We start from the raw sequence: 21,067 nt of genomic DNA, 5'->3' as shown, positions 1-21,067 counted from the left end.
AACATGAAACCGATTACCCTCCTGACCCTACTGCTGATGAGCCGGAGTTGCCTCGCATCACTAATTATCGCGATATCATCGCCACCCGCGGCGGAACCGTATCGAGCAGCTTCCCATATCGTAGCCGCGTCGATTGAAGATAAGATGCCGAACCCGTGCTTTGGAGACCGAAATTGCGAATTGCGCTTCGTCATGCTCGACAAAAAGTGGGACGTAAACAATCAATCGGAACATTCGTCACACGACTATGGATGGTTTGAATACGCGGGCGTGAGCGACCATGATCAAAGTTATAAATTCCGGACGATGGGTGAATGGTGGGCCGCCGTACCCCTGAAGAACCGGGGCATCTCTGGCTATGACTACGATGACAGGCACCAAATACATAAGCCGTGCATGGCCCTGGCTGGCATGAGAATTTCAGACCGCCAGTCTATCCCGGGAACCCTGGTCTCGAACTGCGCTGATGCATATGTCGCAATGCCGACGTGCTCGCTGACGCCAAATCATGTGAACATTACCCTGACTACTGCCCAGGGCGTGAACGTGCCGGACACCGATGGTGGGACAGTACAAATCTCGTGCACTCAGTCGACGTCGTTAACGGTACGGACCAACGAAGAGGAGAAAATCCCCCTTGGGGGGGAGGTGAACTCATATGCTCAGCTGGACTGGGGGGCGGGGTACGGCGTTCCTCGCGCGCTTCGTGTCGAGAAAAATGTTCCAACCACGCTGGCGGTAAGGGTCAAGACCGTCGGCCTTGCAAACCTGCACGCGGGGGTTGTCTCCGGCACTGCCGTGGTAAACCTAACCTACAACTGAGTACAACACACCGACCTGAGAATGCGCTGGAGGCACCCGCGTAGCCACTACCCAGTCACCCGGCCCGGTTGATGATAGTGATGTTACGCGGATTGCCCAAGGGTGCTCTGTGGCTTGGCCCCACGGGACCACCATCGTGAACGACGCGCGCGGCTTTACGAGCAGGCTCGCCGACAGGGGGTGTCATCGACAGAAACTGTGGAACGAGTGCGAACGTACGAGGCACGGTGGACATTATGGGCAGAGCGAATGCTGGGTCATCAATTGGATGATATTTAGTGGTATCTGCCGGTTAATAAAAATTCTGAGAGATATACCCGTGAATATCCATGCAAGTGCCATCTGGCTATCACTTCTTACCCTTCCTGCCGCCTATACCCACGCGAACGTTACTGTCTCCGTGACTGAGGCCCCGTCGGATCCCAACGGTCCTTTTTTTGCTAAAATCGTGGGGGCCTCCGCGAGTGACCCAACCCCAAATCCGTGTTACGGGACTCGGTATTGTCGCTTGCGGTTCTTCACCATATCCGAATCTTGGCTACCCCTGGGCCGGGACGGTTACAGTACACAAGATACGGGCGATTGGAATCACGGCCATCCGGGGGACGACTCAGAATACGCGACGATCGGCGAGTGGTGGTCAACGGTAATCAATAAAGACCGGGTGGCGCATGACTGGCTACCCGACAAATATGGTGCCGACCCCTGCGTTGTCCTAGCGATGGACGGCACAGGGGCTTGGAACATGCGAGCTGGAACTATCATATCTAACTGTGCTAAGGGGTTAGTGCAAGTGCCTAGCTGTAGGATAGAACCGGCACAGATCGTTGTTACATTCGACACAACTGTAGGACGGCTGCCCGAAGAACAAACAGTGCCAGACGTGCGGGTCGGGTGCTCGCAGTCTGTGAGATTACGGATCGAAACAAACAGTGCAGAAGAAATCCCGCTTGGTGGTGATAACACCAGTGTGGCCATCCTTGACTGGGGTCGGGGGTACGGTGTGCCAGGCGTCTTCAATATGTCCGGCCAAGAAAGCCGTCCAGTACCTCTACGCGTCAAAACGCGGGGGGTCGAACGTCTCGGACCAGGCACGTACTCCGGCAGCGCGGTCGTGAATGTCACATACGACTGAGACCGAGGCCCGGCCCCACCGCCCTGGCCCGCCCCGCACTTTGGAAAAGACGCCACCCATCAGTTGCCGGTACCCTACGCGGACTTTTGTACAGTGTGGAGCCACACGGTCCCTGTACGTGCGCTCGGATTTGGTAATACGACAAGCCACCAATATATGTTAAATGCGTCGGAAGTGTGGGTGGGTCTGGGTTAGGGTAAAAGTAATATGATCAACACATAGTGCTTCTCTGATATGTCGCCCTGGTACCGCCCGGAGCTCAAAAAATAACACGGACCGCCCGCATGGATTCGTCTCACAAATCTGCAAACGAGAAACCGCCGACTCTGTAGAAAGGACAGCTGGTGATTCGAAATTCCGGGTCGATAACCATCAACGTACCGCTGTAAGCCTGTTGGATAAATACATCCCATTGCAACTGTCTGGCTTATGAAAGGAGTCAACCGGCTAATACGTTGTTTGGGAGTGAACGCGCGGTGCCGCGGCGGTCCGCCGTCTGACGTGTGTCATCATGATGTGCGTGAACAGGAACTGCATGGCGTGCTCCGTCCTAGTGCTTAAACAACATACGGGAATGGAACTACACTTATGTATTAGAGGACAAGGGAGAAAAATCGCCTTCGAAACGCCGATTATGTTTTGGGATAACGTGAAAGCGGCAATCAGCCGACCGTCACTTAACAAACCGAGCTTAGCGCGAAGGATGTATTAAAGATGGGCGTGGCGGCTAAAAGCATCGTGCTGCACGCTAATTATCGTTAAGTACCGCACGCTTATCTGATGTTATTTTAATCTAAATGGCGTTATTTTTAATGCCATTTTTTCTAATGTTTCCAGGTTTTTTTATGATATTCGATCGTGTTTTTTTCTTATTTATATTTTTGCTTTTTATTCCGCTGGCGATATATATCCCCAACCCCGGCGGGAGTGGATTGTCGCTGCCATTTAATTTTTTGGTCTACGGCGGCGCGGCGCTATTGATGGGGGTTTGCTGGCGGGCAACACCGCTGTGCCAGGTTGTGATGACGCCGACCTGTCGCGCAATAATAGCCGCCGGTTTGCTGTTGGCACTGCCGGTTATATTTACCCGGCCCGAATGGCAAAGCGCCGCCGTTTGGCGGCTGGCTGGCTTATTTGCCGGCGCGGCGTTCTATTTCACCTGGCTGCAGGTGCGCATGACCGCACGCCAGCGCCATGCGGTGCTGTATTTGATTTTATCGGCGGCGGTGGTTCAGGCGTTAATCGTGCTGTTGCAGCTGTTTGCTCCAGCAATTGCACAATTTTGGATCCCATCTGGCAGCTCGCGCGCCTTTGGCATTTTCCAGCAGCCTAACGTGCTGGCGAGTTTTATCGCCACCGGGTTAGCGCTGGCGTTGGCGGCGTATGTGCTGCCTGGGTTCCAGCGACTGGATCCGCGAGTAGAATGCTGGCGTCGCCGCGCCCTGGCCGCGGCGTTGGTGCTGCTGCCGATGGTGTTGGTGTGGGTGCAATCCCGCACCGGCTGGCTGGCGGGTGCCCTGGTGCTGGGGCTGTTTGTCCTGTGTTTTTGCCGCCGTCATCCGCAGGCTGTCGCCATTGCCTCACTGCTGATGGCCGGCGGCACCCTGGTGGGCGTGCTGGTGCTGTGGTGGGGGAGTGAGCTGGGCGGTGCATTGCGCTACGCCAGCCATGCCGGCTCCAACCATGCGCGCTACACCATGCTGCGCGATACGCTGGCGATGATCGCCGAAAAACCGCTGCTTGGCTGGGGTTATGGCAGTTTTGAGTACAGTTTTCAGCATTTTCGCATTAACCAAACCCCGCCCACGGCGGTGACCGAAATTGCTCGTCATCCACATAACGAATTGCTGTTGTGGTGGGTGGAAGGGGGCATGGTCGCGCTGCTGGGTACGCTGCTCTTGGTGCGGGCGGGCATCAAACTGCTGGCCCACGCCCGCTGGCGCGACAAGCGGGCCTTTGCCTGCGGTAAGGCATCGGCAGGCGAGGCGTTGGCGCTGTGTCTGGCGCTGCTGCCGATTGCATTGCATAGCCAAACCGAATACCCGTTTTACCTGTCGGCACTGCACTGGCTGGTGTTCCTGTTGTTGCTGGCAATGCTCGATCGACTGGTTAGTCCGCGCCTTGGCACCGGCTGTGGGTTAAAACCTTGGCGACTGCCGATGCTGGCCCTATCACTGGTGGCGATTTTCGTGATGGCGACCGGGTTTTACAGCGGGCGGGTATTGACCCAGGCGGAGCGCGGCGGGTTGCAGGATATGCGGCAGCTGGACGCCTTGCCGGGCTGGGCGAGTTGGATGCATGACGATCGCCTGCAGTTTGATCGCCAGTTGGCAGGCTTGCTTGCCTTTAACCGAACGCATGACGAGCAGCGGCTGGAAACCTATGCCCAATGGGCGCAGCGTTATCTGAATCACCGCATTGATAAAAACGTTTACGCCAACCTGTTGGTTATCTTGTATCAACAGCAACAATATGTTCGGGCCGATGAACTGCGGTACGAGGCGGCGTTATTGTTTCCTCATGACAGGCGGTTTGCGCGCTCAAGCTTCTGACGGCAATAACTGTCTACTCCAGAAACCTTTTTTACTCTTTAGCGTATTGGCCGAAATGAAAAAAATATTATTGATGAGTCAATGCCAGTTCACCAGGCTGGCATTAAAGGCCGTTTTTGAAAATAAAACAGGCTATGAAATGGCATTTATTGGGCCGGATTATTTTAGCGGGGGTGATGTTGGTCAGGCGATAGTGTTAATTCATATTACAGATGACGACTACCCAACCATTTTACCCTTGCTAAGGAATGCGCATTTTTATGGACATCGGGATATCATCTTCATTGCGCAAAAGCGGGTTATCGCAATTATGGAGTATTTATCCATGAAAACGCTTAGGTTTATTGAGGAAGAGGCCGGCGTTGAGGTGTTTGAGCGTGAAGTCATAGAGGGAGGGGACTTTTCTGGCACTAAAGGGCATCGCGAGGTTTTATCTTTTATCGAATATAGCGTACTGAAACTTGTCATATTAGGCATGAGCCCCACCAATATTGCATTTAGAACAAGGAAAAGTATCAAAACCATCAGCAGCCAAAAAATCAAAGCGCTGAAGAAGTTGGGTTTAGATAACACCCCCTATTCGTTGGTCAAACTGTCGAAGTTGTTTAATTGACTTTATAAAGAAGGCCTGCTGTTTGAATGGCGTTTTTATTATAGAAGGATATTAGTATGTTAAGAAATCAATGGGTGATGCAAAAGTCTCGTGAAATGGCACTGCACTATATTGCCCACGCCGGGGTGGTATATACACCAGAGGAATTTATAAAAAAGGTGAGTGAAATGGAAGGCGTGTTTGCGCGCATTTTATTAGCTGAACAGAATGGAAAGCCTGGCGCATAACCTGAACACTCTTCATCTGTAGCACTATTAGGCACCGCTATTTAGCGGATGAAGCACATCATCCGGCACGGTTATACCCGTCATACTTGAAGCTGTATCTTTGTTGGCTGCGCCTGTGCGCCCCAGTCACATAGTTATCTATGCTCCTGGGGACTTCCAGACTGGCCGCCTCAATACAACTCCAATTATTTTGGGTATATATTTTCAACTTTCCAGATCAATACCAAAATAACGCATCAGCGCTTCGCGGCGTTCCTGTTCCGAATGCAGCGTCGATTCATGGCGTTGGTGATCTTCGGTGATAATCAGTTTGTTCTCGCTGAGGGTCACCCGGCCATTTTCCGTTGGCCGCGAGCACACCAGCCGCTGGGTAAAATGCGACTGCGGCGAGGTGCTGTGGTAGTGGCACATGCCGTCGAACTCACTCGGCTCACGGGCTTGCAGGGTAAAGCGGTACAGGGTTTTGGCGTGCGAGCGATTATCGCCGTTTCTGCGTTCCAGATAATAGGTCTCGCCTTCCTGTTCTAAATGGAAGGTGCCGCTGGTCTGTGGTTGCTGCTCGGTGGTGGTGATTTTCAGCGGCGTCAGGAAGGAGTCGCCAAACCCCACGTCCACCAGATACGGCTGATCCAGCTCCACCATCAGTGCCATATGGTCGAAGGGTGCGCCGAAGCTGCCGTCGCGTGCGCGGATCTCGCCGGAAATAAACTGCACGTTAAAGCCGATGTCCTTTAACAGCGCGGCAAACAGCCGGTTCAGCTCATAGCAAAAGCCGCCGCGGTTGCGTTCGACAATTTTATTGAACAGCGCCGGTTCCTCCAGATGAATCCCCTGGCGATAAATAATGCTCAGGTTCTCAAAGGGCACGCTCAGCATATGGCAGCGGTGTAACTGTTGCAGCGTCAGGAGGTCGGGCTTGGGGATGCCTGCGAATCCAATATGTTGCAGGTAGCGTTGTCTGTCCACGGTGTGTCTCGCAGCAAAAAAATTGATTATAAAATAGTTGGATTTTTCACTGCTGTGGGCGCAATACGTGCTGCGTCAGAACGCCGGGGGTTGGTCTGCCGCCTGCAGCAGCAGATTCACCCAGCGGCGGGTGGTGGCGCTAACGAACGCGCTGTCCGCCCAGCACAGGCGGTAGTGGTAGGCGGCGGGCAGTTGTCGGTCGTCGCCAAAGACCCGAACCAGCTTGCCGGTGGCCAGGGCATCCTGCGCGACTGCCAGGCTGCCGAGTACGATGCCGTTACCTTCTATCGCTTCCTGCAGGGCATGGCCGACGCTGTTAAAGGTGAGAATACCGTGAGGTGTCGGGGTGCCTTCGCCAAAGGCGGCGAACCAGTCTTGCCAGCCGGCGACACCCATCTTCTGTCCATCCTTCCACGGCGAGTGGATCAACTGCGACAGCGCCAAATCGGTGACCGTAATGTGACGAGGGGGCGCGGCAAGAAAGGCCGGGCTGGCTAACGGCGCGAAGGCATCGGCGAGCAGTTCGCTGGAGTGCGGCGGCGGGTTGGCGGTGGGGCTGTAACGGATGGCGATGTCTGCTTCACCATTGGCCAGGTCACGCAGGCTTTCGTTGGCGTCCAGCACCAGTGAAACATCAGGATCGGCACGGCGCAGTGCCGGTAGTCGTGCCGCCAGCCAGTGGCTGGCGATCCCCAGCGTGCAGGTCAGCCTCAGCGTTTGCTGTTGTTCCGGTCGGACGCGATCGCTGGCTTTTTGCAGTAGCGTCAGTGCGCGGGTGACGTCGATAGCCAGCTGTTTGCCGGTGTCGTTTAGCGCCACCGCGTTGCCTTTGCGATGAAACAGCTCAACGCCCAGTTCATTTTCCAGGTGACGTATCTGGCGGCTGACCGCCCCGAGCGTGACGTTCAACTCTTCCGCTGCCTCGGTAAAACTGGCGCAACGCGCCGCCACCTCGAAAGTATGCAAGGCTTTCAGGGAGGGCAAACGAGGTTGAGCGTTCAGCTTGAGTTTCATTCAACCATATTGCCAATCTATCGATGTTCCACAAGTGATTTTTTGCTTACTTTTAGGGCAAATATTCGACGGGAGTATCGCGTGGACATTGTGATGGGACTGGCCGCCGCGCTGTGCTGGGGTGGCACGGATTTTTTGGTCGGCATTAACGCCCGAGCGGTGGGGGTGCGCAGGGCGGTATTTTTTTCGCAAGCGATCGGGTTTGCGATTTTTACCCTGCTGATGCTGGCAACCAGTGGGCCTGTCTTTGAGGCCTCCGCCAACGTTTTGGGACTGGCATTGTTGGCCGCCGGCCTGATGATGGGTGGGTCACTGGCGCTGTCGCAGGCCTTTGCTATCGGCAAGGCGGCGATGGTAGCGCCTTTGGTCACCAGCTATGGTGCGGTCACCACGCTGCTGTCGTGGATCAGTGGTGAACGGCTTGGCGCGCTGACGTTGATTGGACTGGCTCTGTGCCTGATGGGGGTGATGCTGACCGCCGTGAGTCTGGGTCGCCAACCGGACAGATCCCCATCTTCTTTACCGGCGATAGCCTTCGCGCTGCTGGCGGCGTTCTGTTACGGCGTTGGCTTCTGGCTGCAAGGGCAATACACGCTGCCCGTGCTGGGGCCGAGTGCCAGTCTGTGGCTCGGTTATGCCGTAGGGCTGACGGCCCTGCTGGTGTTGAATGCTGACCGGCGAGCTTTGGTGGCGCGGCCGGGCTGGCGGCAGGGGGGTCTGCTGCTGGTCGCCAGCCTGCTCAATCTGGGGGGCTTTAGCGCATTTGCTGTGGGGGCCGGCAGTGGGTCGCTGGCCATTGTGACGGTGCTCAGTACCCTGTCCGGTGGCATCGCCGCGCTATTGGCGGCTCTGCTGTTGCGCGAGCGGCTTTCTCCCCTTCAGTGGTTGGGGGTGTTGACGGTACTGGCGGGGGCCTTGGTGCTACATCTCAAGCAGCATTAACGGGGTAGCCAGAACAGCTAGCCGCCCTGGAGTGCACGTCTGATATAGGTCAAAGGATTCAGCGAGCGCAGGTGCATCTGCAACACCGTGCCGCGGCGGAAGAAGTAATTGAGGACGGTCAACGACAGCAGTTCGGTCAGTAGCGTGCTGTAGGCGGCACCCATCATGCCGTATTGGCGGATCAGGAAATAGGACAGTGGGATATTAATGATAAACACCAGAAACATCTTCTTCGACAGAAAGCCGTAGCCGGAGAAAATCACAATGTATTTGTAGGCCAGGGTGCCCAGGGCGGAAAGCAGGGTGGCTACCGCCAACACCCCCATCGCCGGGTAAGCCGCTAAATATTGCTCCCCGTACAGCAATACGATCACCGGTTTGCCGAGTAAAAGAATACTTGCCACGATCGCGGCGGAGATCGCCAACACCAACCCATTCAGTTTGGCGGCGGTGCGTACCGCGTCATCGCGCTGATAAGCAAATATTTTGGCGAAAAACGAGGTAATGACGGCATCAGTGACAAACATCCAGGCGGTCGCCAGGGTGATGGCGACGGAGTAAATCCCCAGTGCTTCGGCGGAGACAAACCACATCAAAAATAACTGAGCCAGCCGGGTATAAATGGCGATGGAGACATTGGACACCGCCAATGGCAGGCCGCTGGCAAGCAGATAGCGCACGTATTTGCGCCGAACTCGCCTTGGTGCGACAAAGCGCGGATTGCGGCGGTGATAGATATGGTGACGGATCAGGTAGGGGATCAAATAAACCATCACGATCGGGATCGCCAGGTAATACAGGTGCAGATCAAAATAGACGATCAGATAACGCACCAGCAGCGCACTGCCCAGCCCGGCAACGTTGGCCAGCGTATTGAAGCGCGACTCCAGCCGGGCATCATGATAAATGGTGAACACGTCTCTGAGCGAGAAGAAGCTGGCGACAAAGGTGGCGGCGCAAAAGTAGAAGGTAATGAAATCTTCGCGTAGTCCGGTGTAAATCAATATTGCCGCAGAGAACAGTACGAAACAGCCCTGACGCAGCCGGTTGGTGGAAAACATCAATGCCGTTCCCGAGGCCGGGTTGCGGCTAATCCGCTTGAATAGCACGGTATCAGAGCCCAGCAGCGCCAGCGTTTGAGTAATGGCGAAAATCGCGGTGGCAAAGGTGATTTTGCCAAAGCTTTCCGGGCCGATATATCTCGCCATATAGGCGGTGATAAAAATGACGCCAAGGATAGACACCATTTTTTCGGATATCATCCAAAACGCATTTCTCACGATATTGATATCTATGAATTTTAATTTCATGGGGACTTTCCCTGTCGCATCTTATAATAGGAATCATCCGATTATTTCCTTACCCTCTGTAAGGAATGACCCACAGGGTTTTATAATTAAGATGCAATAACCGGAATGTCAGCAGCATTTATCCCTATGCTAGATTCATGGAAGAAAGAGAAGAATGAGAAAACTCGCAAAACGACTCTATCGGGCCGCGCCCGATTTTATCTATTATCAAGTCAGCCACTATCTTGCCCATGGCGCCTGGATTAACTTCAAATCCCCCAAGACATTTTCAGAGAAAATTTATCGGCGCATGCGCTATCCATGCCGTGATTTCAGTATGTTAGCGGATAAGGTGGCAGTCAGAGACTATATTTCACAGCGGGTATCGGAAAAGTACCTAACCCCCATTATTATGATCAGCGATAATTTTACCGAAAAAGATTACCTTTCATTGCCTCAATCTTTTGTTATCAAAACCAATAATGCTTCGCAACAGGTCAAGATAGTCAAAGAAAAAAGTGAAGTTACTTTTACCGATATTGCGAAGATTCTTAATGAATGGTCTGAAATAACCTATTGGAAAAGGTTTCGCGAAAAACACTACGACAATATCCCGCAGAAAATTATCGTCGAACAGCTATTGGATATAGAAACGGCAGGTGAGCTGATTGACTACAAGGTGCATGTTTTTAACGGTAACCCCGCTTATTTATTCGTAGAGTTGTTGCGTGGCGGGCCTGAGCCGACTTCACTGGAGTTTTTGGACGAGCATGCGCATCACTGTTTCTTTACCCAGGCGGATATCCCGCAGGTCAATACACTGTATGAAAAACCGGCGTTCTGGGATGAAATGATCCAGGTGGCGAAAGCCGTAGCAGCAGATTTGGACTATTGCCGCGTCGACTTCTATCTCACCCGCGAGCAAATCTACATTGGTGAACTGACGCTGACCCCTGGTGCCGGCAACGAGGTTTACCTGCCGCGTGCGACCAACCTGCTGCTGGGCGAGATGATGTCCAAAGTCGGGTAGTGGCTGCTGCAGCCTTTAGCTGTCACTGTCCACTGGCGCGATGCTTTGCAACCATCTGAGAAACTCAACCGCTTTGGGTTTGTCCAGCGTGCGTTGCGGATACACCACGTAGTAAGGCTTGCTGAGCGGTAGCACAGGCTCTGCCAGAGGCACCAGTGTGCCCTTGGTCAGTTCGCGCTGGATCAGTCGCCGCTGGCCGAGCAAAATGCCGTGGCCTTCAACTGCGGCATCAATTGCCAGTGAGGTCAGGTTATAGGTCAGGCCACGCCGCTGCGGCGGTGGTAACCCGGCGGCGCTGAACCATTCATGCCAGCCCGGCAAGAACTGACTTTCTTTTCCCCAATCCACGTGGATCAGTGGCTGGTGAGTCCAGTCGCCGCTGGTCTGCAACTGCGGGCTGCAAACCGGCTGCACGCAATCCTGAAACAGCCGCACTTTTTCCAGTAGTGGATAGTCCTGATCGCCAAAACACAGTGCAAAGTCCGCAGCCGAGCTGGCGAAATCTACTTCGGCATGGGTGGCGTGCAGCCGAAGATCCACCTGCGGATACTGGGCCAGCCAGCCGCCGATGGCCGGATTCAGCCATTTTGACGCCAGCGCCGGCAGGGCAAATAACGTCAGTTCTTCTTTGCCACGTTGGCGATCGACATGTTGCTGCGCCACCCGCAGTGTCTCAAATGCCTGCTGCACGTAGGCCAGGTAGTCCGTTCCCTGTTCGGTTAGTGTCACGCCGCTTTTGGCGCGGATAAACAGCACAATACCCAGATGTTGCTCAAGCTGGCGGATCTGCTGGCTGACGGCGGCTGCCGTCAGTGCCAGGCTGTCTGCCGCACGGGTCAGGCTGCCAGTGCGGGCGGCGGTTTCAAACGCCAGAATGGCGCTCAGTTTGGGCAAACGGCTGCGGGAAGGAGGGCTCATGGTGGCTATCGCTAAGAATTGGTTAACTTATCCTTAACGTATTTTTGTTATTACGGCAATCTGACATTCGCTACAGTGGGTTATCCGGCCGCGATGCCAACAGGAGCCTCTGATGCAGCCACTTGCTCATATCGTTGATTTATCCGCTAACCCGATTGATGACCTCGCCTTTCAGGTCCGTTGTAAAGCCACGTTGGATACGGCGGGAGCGCTGGTGCTGCCAGGTTTTCTGACCGCGGCGGCCCTGGCGACCATTCGTCTGGAGGGGGCCGAGCATAGCCATGCGGCGTTTTATGCCGCCAGCAAGCATAACGTTTACCTGAAGCCGCAGGACGAAACGTTGCCGCCCGATCATGCACGCAACCGGCTGGTGGTGTCGTCCAAGGGTTGTATTACCGACGAGGAGATCCCAGAGCAGTCACCGCTGCGTACGTTGTACGACGCACAACCGTTTCGTGATTTCCTCTGCGCCGTGCTGGCGGAACAGCACCTGTATCCCTACGCCGATAGTCTGTCTTCGATCAATCTGCACTACGCCCATCGCGGGCAGGAGTTGGGTTGGCATTTTGATAACTCATCGTTTGCCATCACGCTGTTGATCCAAAAACCACAGGCTGGCGGGCGCTTTGAATATGTGGAAAACCTGCGAGATGCCGATCGTGGCGAGATGAACTACGCCGGCGTGTCGCAGGTACTGGACGGTGAACGTGCGGTTAAGTCGTTGGCGATGGAAGAGGGGGACTTGGTGCTGTTCCGTGGCCGTAATGCCATGCATCGGGTTACACCGACCGAAGGTGACATTACCCGTATGCTGGTGGTGCTGGCTTACAACGCGCAACCGGATATTGCGCTGTCGGAAAGCGCCAGAATGACCTTTTACGGCCGGCTGTGAGGGATAAAAAAACTGCCCCAGTTGGGGCAGTCTAAAAACTTAGTGGTGGGCTTCTTCGTGCGCCTGTTGTTCCCGTTTGACTTCCTGTGCGCGCTTGCGCAGGCCGAACCAGCCCAGCGTCAGCAACACTGCCAGTACCGGAATGGTGGCGATAGTCCAGGTGCCGTTCGGGTAGTCGAACGCCATCATGACCACTACCGCCAGCAGGAACGCCAGCGTCAGCCAGGAGGTCACTGGCGCGCCGGGCATTTTGAAGGAGACCGGCTTTGCGCGGCCTTCACGCACGGCTTTGCGCAGGCGCATCTGGCAGACGATGATAAACGCCCACGAGGCGATAATGCCCAACGAGGCGATGTTCAGCACGATCTCAAACACCCGCGAAGGCACCAGATAATTCAGCAAAACGCCGATCACATAAATGCCGCAGGTCACCAGGATACCGGCGTAGGGCACCTGTTGGCTGCTCATGTTAGCCATGAATTTAGGTGCAGAGCCGCCCATCGACAGCGATCGCAGGATGCGGCCGGTGGAGTACAGGCCTGAATTCAGGCTGGAGAGCGCGGCGGTCAGTACCACGATATTCATAATGGTACCGATATAAGGCACCCCCAGCTTGCTGAAGAAGGTCACGAACGGGCTTTGGCCCGCTTGGTAGGCATTCCACGGCAGCAGCAGCACTAACAGGACTACCGATCCAACGTAGAACAGACCGATGCGCCAGATAACGCTATTGATAGCCTTCGGCATCATTTTGGCCGGGTCTTTGCACTCACCGGCAGCGGTACCGATCAGCTCAATCCCGGCGAAGGCGAAGATAACCCCTTGTACCAACACCAGCGCAGGCAGCAGGCCATGCGGGAACATACCGCCGTTTTCGGTAATCAGATGCAGGCCGGTAGTGTTGCCTGCCACCGGGGTGCCGGTGCCGAGAAACACCACGCCGACCACCAGGAACAGCGCAATGGCGACGACTTTGATCAGTGCGAACCAGAATTCCATTTCGGCGAACCACTTCACGCCGATCATGTTCATGGTGGCGACCACCCCGAGGGCGCAGAGTGCGAATAGCCACTGCGGCACGTCGGCGAAGGTCCCCCAATAGTGCATATACAGCGCTACCGCCGTGATGTCGACGATGCCGGTCATCGCCCAGTTGAGGAAGTACATCCAGCCGGCGACGTAAGAGGCTTTTTCGCCGAGGAACTCACGGGCGTAAGAAACAAAGCTGCCACTGGTGGGGCGGTGCAGCACCAACTCGCCCAGCGCGCGCAGAATAAAGAACGAGAAAATCCCGCACACCAAATAGACCAGGGCCAGCGCTGGCCCTGCCATTTCCAGCCGACCGCCGGTACCGAGGAACAGGCCGGTACCTATTGAACCGCCGATGGCGATCATCTGTATCTGCCGGTTGCCCATGCTTTTGTGATAACCGGATTCATGGGAGTCTAACCATCGTCTTCTGGCTGCATGTTGGTCATGCGCCGTTTTTTTTTGTGATTGCATCATCCGTCCTGTTTACCTGTCTATGGAGTTACCCTGCTCTGCTGCCAGAGCAAACGATTGCTATTGCCAATCGTAGTGAGAATGAGGTCATGGCATCATTCTGCGCTTTAATACCCGTCGCCTTGCGATCTTTAGCGATGAAATTCATGGCGTATATTATCTGAGCAGCCGCAGTGAAATAACGGCGGAGCATGCTACCTTTTCTCTGTAAAGGTGGCAAAAAATCCTGCGTATAAATCGTGACCAATTGTGTTTATTTTTTGTTAAATATATAAAAGAATATATTATTCAACAAGATGATTGAATTTATCAAGACGGAAATAACGAGGAATAAAAAGTGATTAAAATCACAGAATAATAATTACCGCGCAAACTACATGGAATTTGGCTTATTTATTCGCGACGAGAATAAAGGGGGATAATAAGCTTCACCCTGCCTGCGGCGATATTGTCCACAGGCGAGGGTTATTCTTGGTCGATCTTTAAGCGGACTCACCAACCGGCAGGGCAGAACTTGGCAGGCCGAATATTTTGTCGAACGCCCAGTTAAACACGAAGGTGTAGCACGGGATAATTACGATCAGCGCCATATCCAGCAGCAACGCCTGCCACAGCGTAATCCCCATCCACCAGGCAATCAGCGGGATTAAATACACCACCAGCGTCAGTTGGAAGCCCACCGCATGGATAATGCGACGCTTGAGCGTCCGGGTGCGCGAGGCCTGACGGCTTTCCCACAGCTCAAACAGCGAGTTATAGATGAAATTCCAGCTTACGGCGATGGTGGTGATGATCACCGCCAGCGGCCCGGTGCTGCTGGGTGCACTGCCAGAAAGCAGCGCCAATCCGAGTGCGGAGATCGCCATGCCGATAATTTCATAGGCGGTGACATACACCAGTTTGCGTTTAACGCCTTGCATTACTCATCTCCTGACTGATTTTTTGGCTTTAGGGTCGGATGACCTTTTGCCGTCTGACGAGTAAGATACCGTCAATCATATTGATAGAAAAAGTCAGGAGCTGTCAGTTTTTCTGACAGGTAATGCAATGAACTTTTCCAGCGATAATATAGAGCTGTTTCTGGCGGTACTGGATCGCGGTTCGTTTTCTGCTGCGGCCCGCTCACTGCGGCGTGTACCTTCGGCCGTCAGCATGGGGATTGCCAATATGGAGGCAGAGCTGGGCTCTCTGCTTTTCGATCGTTCGCACCGCGAACCGGTACCCACCCCGCTGGCATTGGCACTGGCGCCGCATGCGCGGCTGATTGCCGATCAGCTTAAACAGCTGCAAAACCACGCCATCGAGTTATCCCAGGGGCTGGAAAGCACCTTGTCGATCGGTATCGCTTCGGACATCAACAGCCGTGGCCTGCTGGCCGCAGTCAAAACCCTGGCAGACCGCTATCCGTTGCTGAACATCGAAGTATTGACCGCCCCGCAGGATGACGTGTTGCACATGTTACATCAGGGCCGGGTTGGCGTTGCTCTGGCGTTCGGCGGGCTAAATATCAACAGCCAGGAGCAGTTTCACTTTGTCGGCGCGGAATCGCTGGTTGCCACGCTCTCGCCACGGCACCCGGCGCTGAACGGCACGGCGAACGAGCTGTTTCTCGAAGACCTGGTTAACGTGCGGCAAATTATGGTGGCCAGCCGCGATCTGCCGATTGCCGATCTGCGGCCGCGAGTGGCGGAGTCTTACTGGCGTACTGACAGTTTGCCGATGGCGCTGAGCATGGTGGAAGCCGGTCTGGGCTGGGGCAATTTCCCGCTGTCGTTGACCGCGCCGTTACTGGCCCAGCAACGACTGGTTCGGCTGAAATTCAAAAATACCAAAAATGAACTGCGCCTGCCGATCCACCTGATCTGGCTGAAAAACCGGCCACTGGAGAAGGCCGCCCGTGAGCTGGTGGCGCTGATGCAAGATATGCCGCAAGTGGAATAATCCCACGGCCTAAACCGATAACGCTAGTCGACATGGCGGCGGCGCCACCAAAACCGTAGCAACAGGATGGCCGCAATCACCAGCGCGCAAAACAGCACGCTGGTTAGCCGTTTGTCGAAACCCGAGATAAAGCGGGCGATCGCTTCACCGCCGAAATAGCCCAGCAACACAAAGATCGTCGCCCACAGGATAGCGCCCAGAATATTCAGCGGTACAAAACGCGACGGCGGCAGCTTGCTGGCCCCGATCAGTACCGGGCCAATAATGCGAAAGCCATACATAAATCGCACGCCAATCACGAACAGCATAGGGTGGCGAGCAATCAGCTTTCTGGCGCGTTCGATGCGCTTTTCCTGGCTCTTCATGCGCGAAATTACCTGCCCGCCGAAGCGGCGACCGAGGAAAAATAATATCTGATCCCCCAGCGTGCCACCCAGCGCCACCACCGCGATTACCCAAGGCAGATGCAGCAGCCCCTGATGCGCCGCAATACCGCCCAGCAGCGTGATGGTTTCGCCCTCAGCCAGACAGCCGATAAACAGTGCCCAGTAGCCGTAATCCGTAATGTAGTGGGCTAAATCCGCCATTCCCATCCCCTATGTCTCTAACACATAAGGCTAAGTATACGCCCTGTGTGCTAGCCGCGGGCGGCAATCTGCGCCACCTGCGCCTGGCGTTGTGGCAGAGTGTTGGCCATCTGCGCCTGTACTCGCGCCAGAATATTGGCCGGTGCCAGCTCCGGTGTTCCTCCGGGGAATGGCGGGGCCGGGGCATATTCCAGATACAGTTGGATCATTTGCGCGGTTTCCTCATCCTGAAGTTCAGCGATCAACGCCAGAGCGAAGTCGATGCCTGCCGTCACACCACCGCCGCTAATAATGTTACCGTCGCGCTCAACCCGAGCCTGGCTGGGGATGGCGCCAAACAGCGCCAGGCTGTCGCGCATTGACCAGTGACAGGCGGCACGTTTGCCCTGCAGTAAGCCGGCGGCGGCCAGGATCAGCGAGCCGGTACACACCGAAGTCAAATAGCGGGCATCAGGCCCCAGACGGCGGATCTGACGCATAAATTTGTCATTCTGCAGCGCCTGGGTGCAACCGGCACCGCCCGGCACGCACAGCACGTCGCAGTGCGTGACCTCTTCCAGTTTCTGCAACTGCGTAAAGTGCAATCCTTCGGCACTGATATCTGCGCCACCGACCGAAGCAACGACAATCTCTGCGCCCGGCATGTGGCGCAGAAACTGCAGTGGGCCGGTGAAATCGAGCTGGGTGACACCCTGATAGATCGGAAAAACAATCACTAACGGTTCAGACATGATATTCGCCTCAGTTTTGTCATTTGACTTGGGTAATAATAAGCGTCCTGTTTTTGGCTGATATGACGGATAACCCTCAAAAAGCGCCATGATGAAAAATATCGGCTTTGTGGTCTTCCCCGGTTTTAACCTGCTGGATTTTGCCGGGCCACTGGCGGCGTTTGATAACGCCAATCAGTTTACAGCGACCCCGGCTTACCGCTGCCTGCCACTATCAGAGCACGGCGGCAGCGTGACGAGCTCGTCAGGTGTAGAAGTACTCACACAGGCGTTTAATCAGAGTCGCTTTGATACGTTGTTGATTGCCGGTGGCAGCGGTAATGTGGTGGCCACACAGTCTGCGGCACTGCTGGCGTTCCTGCACCGGCAAAGCCTGCAGGCGCGACGTATGGCAAGCGTGTGCACCGGCGCATTTATTCTGGCTGCAGCAGGCTTGTTGGACGGTAAACGGGCTACCACCCATTGGTACCATGCCGCCCGGTTGCAGCAGGGCTATCCGCGTATTCGCGTCGACAGTAATCGCATTTATATGCGCGACGGTGCGATATGGACCTCGGCGGGCATTACCGCCGGTATTGATCTGGCGTTGGCGATGGTGGAAGAAGATCTCGGTAGCGAACTGGCAGCCAACGTGGCGCGGCAACTGGTGGTGTATCACCGCCGCCCGGGAGGGCAGTCGCAATATTCGCTGTTGCTGGAGTTGAATCCGTCTTCAGACCGTATCCGCAGCGCGCTGTCTTATGCTCGCGAACACCTGCATCAGCCGTTGACGGTGACCGATCTGGCCGACGTAGCTTGTCTGAGTGAACGCCAATTCGGCCGGCTATTCCGTGCCGAAACCGGCCAAACACCGGCCAAGGTGATCGAGCAATTGCGGGTTGAAGCGGCCAGAATGCGCATCGAAGAAGGCAGCGAAGCGCTGGAGGTTATCGCCCGTGCCGTCGGGTTTAGCGATCCGGAGCGGATGCGGCGGGCATTTATTCGCGTCTTTGGTCTGTCGCCGCAGGCGATAAAGCGCCTGAGCCGCGCCGGTTAAATCATTCTGCCGTGCCCAGGTGGCGCGGCGCAGTAGAGGAGCAACAGATGTATCAGGATTTTGAGAGCGAACTGGACTGGGCGATGCGCCATATGCCACGCACCCGGGCGGCGGTAGCTGCGCTGCCGGATTTAAACGGCGTGCGGCTGGCGTGCAATATGCATCTGGATCTGAAAATGGCACCGCTGGTGGCGGGCCTGCTGGACAAGGGCGCGGCGATTTATCTGACTACCTGCAACCCGACCACGGTACAGGATGACGTGGTTGCCTGGCTGGAGCGCCGTGGTGCCAAGGCCCACGCCTGGCGGGACATGAGCGACGCCGACTGGTCCGAATCTTTTGACCGTGCACTGGCCTGGGGGCCGACCCACCTGTGCGAAATGGGGGCGGATTTGACCACTCGCCTGCACCAGTCAGTCGATGGCCCGCAGATTATCGCCGGGCTGGAAGCCACCGGCTCCGGTATCAGCCGACTGAACGGCATGGCGCCGCGCTATCCGATCTTCAACTGGGATGACTTACCGGTGAAAGAAGGGCTGCATAATCGGCACATGGTCGGTTTGACCGCCTGGCATACCTTCTTCCAGACCACCCATTTAACGCTGCATGAAAAATGTGTACTGGTGATCGGTTATGGTTTGGTTGGGCAGGGCGTTGCGGCAGCGGCGAAAGCCTACGGCGGACAGGTGATCGTGGCGGAAATCGATCCGGCTCGGGCGTTGCAGGCACGTTATGACGGTTGGGCGGTGGTCGAACTGGCCAGTGCAGTTAGCCAGGCCGATGTGATTGCCACGGCGACCGGGGCGAAAAATGTGCTGTCGGCACGGCATCTGCAGCAGGCGAAAGATGGGGTGTTCATTCTCAACGTCGGCCATGTGACGGCGGAAATTGACGTTGGCTTCCTGCAAAGCCTGCCACACAGCGAGCCTATGCCGTTTGTAAACGCCTACCAACTGGAAGAGAAAACGCTCTATTTGCTGGCCAATGGCTCGATGTTCAACCTGACGGCGGGCTACGGCGATAGCCTGAATGCCTTTGATGTGACGCTGGCGGTGATGGCGGCGGGCATTGGTCATATTGTGGGTGAAGGTGCCAGTCAGGGACCCGGTTTATACCTGTTGCCTCAGTCGGCCTGGCAACCGGCACTGTAACTTTTTCCTCGCGGGCGCTAATCCCAGAGCGCTCGCGGTTTAAACAATTTTCCTTCCGACAGAATTTGTCACAAATCGACTGGCATAATCCCAGTGCCAACTGCAGATCCCTCACATATAATTCGGCCAAATAAGACCTTCATCTTCTTCGTCACAGAGTAATACATGTGAAAATACGTGTTTTGGTACTAACCCTGCTCGCATTGCAGGCAGGAGCAGGCATCGCGCCGCGCGCGCTGGCCAGCGAAAATAACGCCGCCGTTCGGGCCAGCCAGCCTGAGTTGGCTTCCGGCAGCGCCATGGTTGTGGATATGCAGACCCACAATGTGATGTATGCGCGCAACCCGGATGAAGTGGTGCCGATCGCCTCGATCACCAAGGTGATGACCGCGATGGTGACGCTGGATGCCCATTTGCCGATGGATGAAATGCTGTCGGTGGATATTCATCAGACGCCGGAGATGAAAGGGGTCTATTCGCGTGTACGTCTGAACAGCGAAATCAGCCGCAAAGACATGTTGTTATTGGCGCTAATGTCGTCAGAAAACCGCGCCGCTGCCAGTCTGGCACACCATTATCCGGGCGGTTACGGCGCCTTTATCAAGGCGATGAATGCCAAAGCCAAATCCCTGGGCATGACCAACACGCGTTACGTGGAGCCGACCGGGCTGTCGATTCATAACGTCTCGACCGCGCGTGACCTGACCAAGCTGCTGATTGCGACCAAGCAATACCCGCTGATTGGCCAACTCAGTACCACCACCGAACGCATGGCCAGCTTCAAGGATCCGAACTATACGCTGCCGTTTCGTAACACCAACCATCTGGTGTACAACCCGAAATGGAACATCCAGTTGACCAAAACCGGCTTCACTAATGAAGCAGGGCATTGCCTGGTAATGCGTACCATGATTGGCAGTCGCTCAGTCTCGCTGGTGGTGTTGGACGCCTTCGGCAAGTACACCCACTTTGCCGATGCCAACCGCCTGCGCACCTGGATCGAAACCGGTAAGGTGACGCCGATCCCGGCCGCTGCCCGTGACTATCGTCGTCAGAAAGACGCTCGTCTGGCGAAGAACGAAAGCGAATAATCCGTTCTGCGGCCTGCGGAGTCTCTGCGGGCCGTTATTTCTCCCTGATGCCGCCTTATCCTTGCCGTCAGCGATATCTCCCATTACCTTGGGTAGATTCGCGTTGCTAATCCATCCGCTATCATTAATAAATACCCTATCGTGCATGAGGACGGCATCCTATGAGCAAAGTTTCTACTTTTGTCATGTTTCAGGGCCAGGCCCAGCAGGCTATTGATCTTTATAGCGAGTTATTCGCCGGTTTCAAGGTTCAACAGTTGCAGCATTATGATGAGAGCGATGATGGGCCACGACGGGTCAGGCATGCGACCATCGACTTTGAACGGCACAACCTGGTGTTCACCGATAGTCCGGTCAGCCATGATTTTGGCTTTACTCCGGCGGTGTCACTTTTCATTAATTTCGCCACCGACGCGGAGCTGGAGCGGGTTTTCGCCCGTCTGGCTGAGGGCGGTGAAGTGTTGATGCCGATTGATGACTATGGCTTCAGCGCTCGTTTCGGTTGGTTAAACGATCGCTTTGGTTTGTCCTGGCAATTGAACGTGCCGGCAGGAGATGTGGGGGGATAAGCTTCGAACTTAGCCTATTCAAAATCAGTTGCCGCTATGCTAAACAGCTAGAGGTTTA

20 protein-coding genes are annotated in these 21,067 nt (G+C 55.3%); 12 read left to right on the top strand and 8 right to left on the bottom strand.

Annotated elements, in window-relative coordinates; genetic code table 11:
• Window positions 1-3: 3 nt before the first annotated feature.
• From F8R23_RS10970 to F8R23_RS24160, 4 genes are all read left to right on the top strand, one after another.
• The gene (locus F8R23_RS10970; RefSeq protein ID WP_151415620.1) at window positions 4-822 is read left to right on the top strand and encodes a hypothetical protein; all 819 of its coding nucleotides are present in this window, start codon (window positions 4-6) and stop codon (window positions 820-822) included.
• 1,980 nt (window positions 823-2,802) lie between these two features.
• On the top strand, window positions 2,803-4,509 hold the full coding sequence (locus F8R23_RS10960; protein WP_151415619.1) for an O-antigen ligase family protein: 1,707 nt from the start codon (window positions 2,803-2,805) through the stop codon (window positions 4,507-4,509).
• Window positions 4,478-5,122 carry a response regulator transcription factor gene (locus F8R23_RS10955; RefSeq protein WP_244953389.1) on the top strand — a complete coding sequence of 215 codons (645 nt, stop codon included), beginning with the start codon at window positions 4,478-4,480 and terminating at the stop codon, window positions 5,120-5,122. The genes F8R23_RS10960 and F8R23_RS10955 overlap by 32 nt, the downstream gene beginning before the upstream one ends.
• Window positions 5,123-5,178: 56 nt before the next feature.
• Window positions 5,179-5,349 carry a hypothetical protein gene (locus F8R23_RS24160; protein ID WP_170287986.1) on the top strand — a complete coding sequence of 57 codons (171 nt, stop codon included), beginning with the start codon at window positions 5,179-5,181 and terminating at the stop codon, window positions 5,347-5,349.
• Between the two features lie 204 nt (window positions 5,350-5,553).
• On the opposite strand, the gene F8R23_RS10950 is transcribed toward F8R23_RS24160, so the two are convergent.
• Both F8R23_RS10950 and F8R23_RS10945 read right to left on the bottom strand, forming a co-directional pair.
• Window positions 5,554-6,315 carry an arylamine N-acetyltransferase family protein gene (locus F8R23_RS10950; protein WP_129938549.1) on the bottom strand — a complete coding sequence of 254 codons (762 nt, stop codon included), beginning with the start codon at window positions 6,313-6,315 and terminating at the stop codon, window positions 5,554-5,556.
• 75 nt (window positions 6,316-6,390) lie between these two features.
• Complete coding sequence (locus F8R23_RS10945) at window positions 6,391-7,329, bottom strand: LysR substrate-binding domain-containing protein (RefSeq protein ID WP_151415618.1); 939 nt, start codon at window positions 7,327-7,329, stop codon at window positions 6,391-6,393.
• A gap of 81 nt (window positions 7,330-7,410) precedes the next feature.
• Here F8R23_RS10945 and F8R23_RS10940 point away from each other — a divergent pair, with 81 nt between their 5' ends.
• Window positions 7,411-8,271 carry an EamA family transporter gene (locus F8R23_RS10940; protein WP_244953388.1) on the top strand — a complete coding sequence of 287 codons (861 nt, stop codon included), beginning with the start codon at window positions 7,411-7,413 and terminating at the stop codon, window positions 8,269-8,271.
• A gap of 17 nt (window positions 8,272-8,288) precedes the next feature.
• Here F8R23_RS10940 and F8R23_RS10935 read toward each other — a convergent pair whose 3' ends face one another.
• Window positions 8,289-9,581, bottom strand: coding sequence for an oligosaccharide flippase family protein (locus tag F8R23_RS10935; protein WP_129935652.1), 1,293 nt, complete (start codon window positions 9,579-9,581; stop codon window positions 8,289-8,291).
• A 154-nt stretch (window positions 9,582-9,735) separates the two neighbouring features.
• Here F8R23_RS10935 and F8R23_RS10930 point away from each other — a divergent pair, with 154 nt between their 5' ends.
• Window positions 9,736-10,590, top strand: coding sequence for an ATP-grasp fold amidoligase family protein (locus F8R23_RS10930; RefSeq protein ID WP_129935650.1), 855 nt, complete (start codon window positions 9,736-9,738; stop codon window positions 10,588-10,590).
• A gap of 15 nt (window positions 10,591-10,605) precedes the next feature.
• Here the strand turns inward: F8R23_RS10930 and F8R23_RS10925 are convergent, their stop codons facing one another.
• Window positions 10,606-11,508: a LysR substrate-binding domain-containing protein gene (locus F8R23_RS10925; protein ID WP_129938548.1), complete on the bottom strand. Its 903-nt coding sequence runs from the start codon at window positions 11,506-11,508 to the stop codon at window positions 10,606-10,608.
• Window positions 11,509-11,620: 112 nt separating this feature from the next.
• On the opposite strand from F8R23_RS10925, the gene F8R23_RS10920 reads away from it, so the two are divergent.
• Window positions 11,621-12,400: a HalD/BesD family halogenase gene (locus tag F8R23_RS10920; protein ID WP_129935646.1), complete on the top strand. Its 780-nt coding sequence runs from the start codon at window positions 11,621-11,623 to the stop codon at window positions 12,398-12,400.
• A 39-nt stretch (window positions 12,401-12,439) separates the two neighbouring features.
• On the opposite strand, the gene ansP is transcribed toward F8R23_RS10920, so the two are convergent.
• Both ansP and F8R23_RS10910 read right to left on the bottom strand, forming a co-directional pair.
• Window positions 12,440-13,903: an L-asparagine permease gene (gene ansP / locus F8R23_RS10915; RefSeq protein WP_099065243.1), complete on the bottom strand. Its 1,464-nt coding sequence runs from the start codon at window positions 13,901-13,903 to the stop codon at window positions 12,440-12,442.
• Between the two features lie 482 nt (window positions 13,904-14,385).
• Window positions 14,386-14,823: a PACE efflux transporter gene (locus tag F8R23_RS10910; protein WP_085115695.1), complete on the bottom strand. Its 438-nt coding sequence runs from the start codon at window positions 14,821-14,823 to the stop codon at window positions 14,386-14,388.
• 127 nt (window positions 14,824-14,950) lie between these two features.
• On the opposite strand from F8R23_RS10910, the gene F8R23_RS10905 reads away from it, so the two are divergent.
• Window positions 14,951-15,844 (top strand): LysR family transcriptional regulator, encoded by an 894-nt coding sequence (locus F8R23_RS10905; protein ID WP_112350132.1) that lies wholly within the window; start codon window positions 14,951-14,953, stop codon window positions 15,842-15,844.
• Between the two features lie 23 nt (window positions 15,845-15,867).
• Here the strand turns inward: F8R23_RS10905 and F8R23_RS10900 are convergent, their stop codons facing one another.
• Together F8R23_RS10900 and F8R23_RS10895 are read right to left on the bottom strand one after the other, a co-directional pair.
• A complete protein-coding gene (locus F8R23_RS10900) occupies window positions 15,868-16,431 on the bottom strand; it encodes a DedA family protein (RefSeq protein WP_112350133.1) in 564 nt (187 codons plus the stop codon).
• Between the two features lie 50 nt (window positions 16,432-16,481).
• The gene (locus tag F8R23_RS10895) at window positions 16,482-17,162 is read right to left on the bottom strand and encodes a DJ-1/PfpI family protein (protein WP_151415617.1); all 681 of its coding nucleotides are present in this window, start codon (window positions 17,160-17,162) and stop codon (window positions 16,482-16,484) included.
• A 91-nt stretch (window positions 17,163-17,253) separates the two neighbouring features.
• On the opposite strand from F8R23_RS10895, the gene F8R23_RS10890 reads away from it, so the two are divergent.
• From F8R23_RS10890 to F8R23_RS10875, 4 genes are all read left to right on the top strand, one after another.
• Window positions 17,254-18,198, top strand: a complete 945-nt coding sequence (locus F8R23_RS10890) for a GlxA family transcriptional regulator (protein ID WP_112350233.1) — start codon at window positions 17,254-17,256, stop codon at window positions 18,196-18,198.
• A gap of 47 nt (window positions 18,199-18,245) precedes the next feature.
• Window positions 18,246-19,349 carry an adenosylhomocysteinase gene (locus F8R23_RS10885; protein WP_129938547.1) on the top strand — a complete coding sequence of 368 codons (1,104 nt, stop codon included), beginning with the start codon at window positions 18,246-18,248 and terminating at the stop codon, window positions 19,347-19,349.
• A gap of 161 nt (window positions 19,350-19,510) precedes the next feature.
• Window positions 19,511-20,440 (top strand): D-alanyl-D-alanine endopeptidase, encoded by a 930-nt coding sequence (gene pbpG / locus F8R23_RS10880; protein WP_129935642.1) that lies wholly within the window; start codon window positions 19,511-19,513, stop codon window positions 20,438-20,440.
• A gap of 161 nt (window positions 20,441-20,601) precedes the next feature.
• Complete coding sequence (locus F8R23_RS10875) at window positions 20,602-21,009, top strand: VOC family protein (protein WP_151415616.1); 408 nt, start codon at window positions 20,602-20,604, stop codon at window positions 21,007-21,009.
• Window positions 21,010-21,067 lie beyond the last annotated feature (58 nt).

This window comes from Serratia proteamaculans, assembly GCF_008830365.1.
Lineage (GTDB): Bacteria > Pseudomonadota > Gammaproteobacteria > Enterobacterales > Enterobacteriaceae > Serratia > Serratia proteamaculans.
Note: the sequence above shows the minus strand (reverse complement) of the source record. Positions and strands in the feature narration are given on the sequence as shown.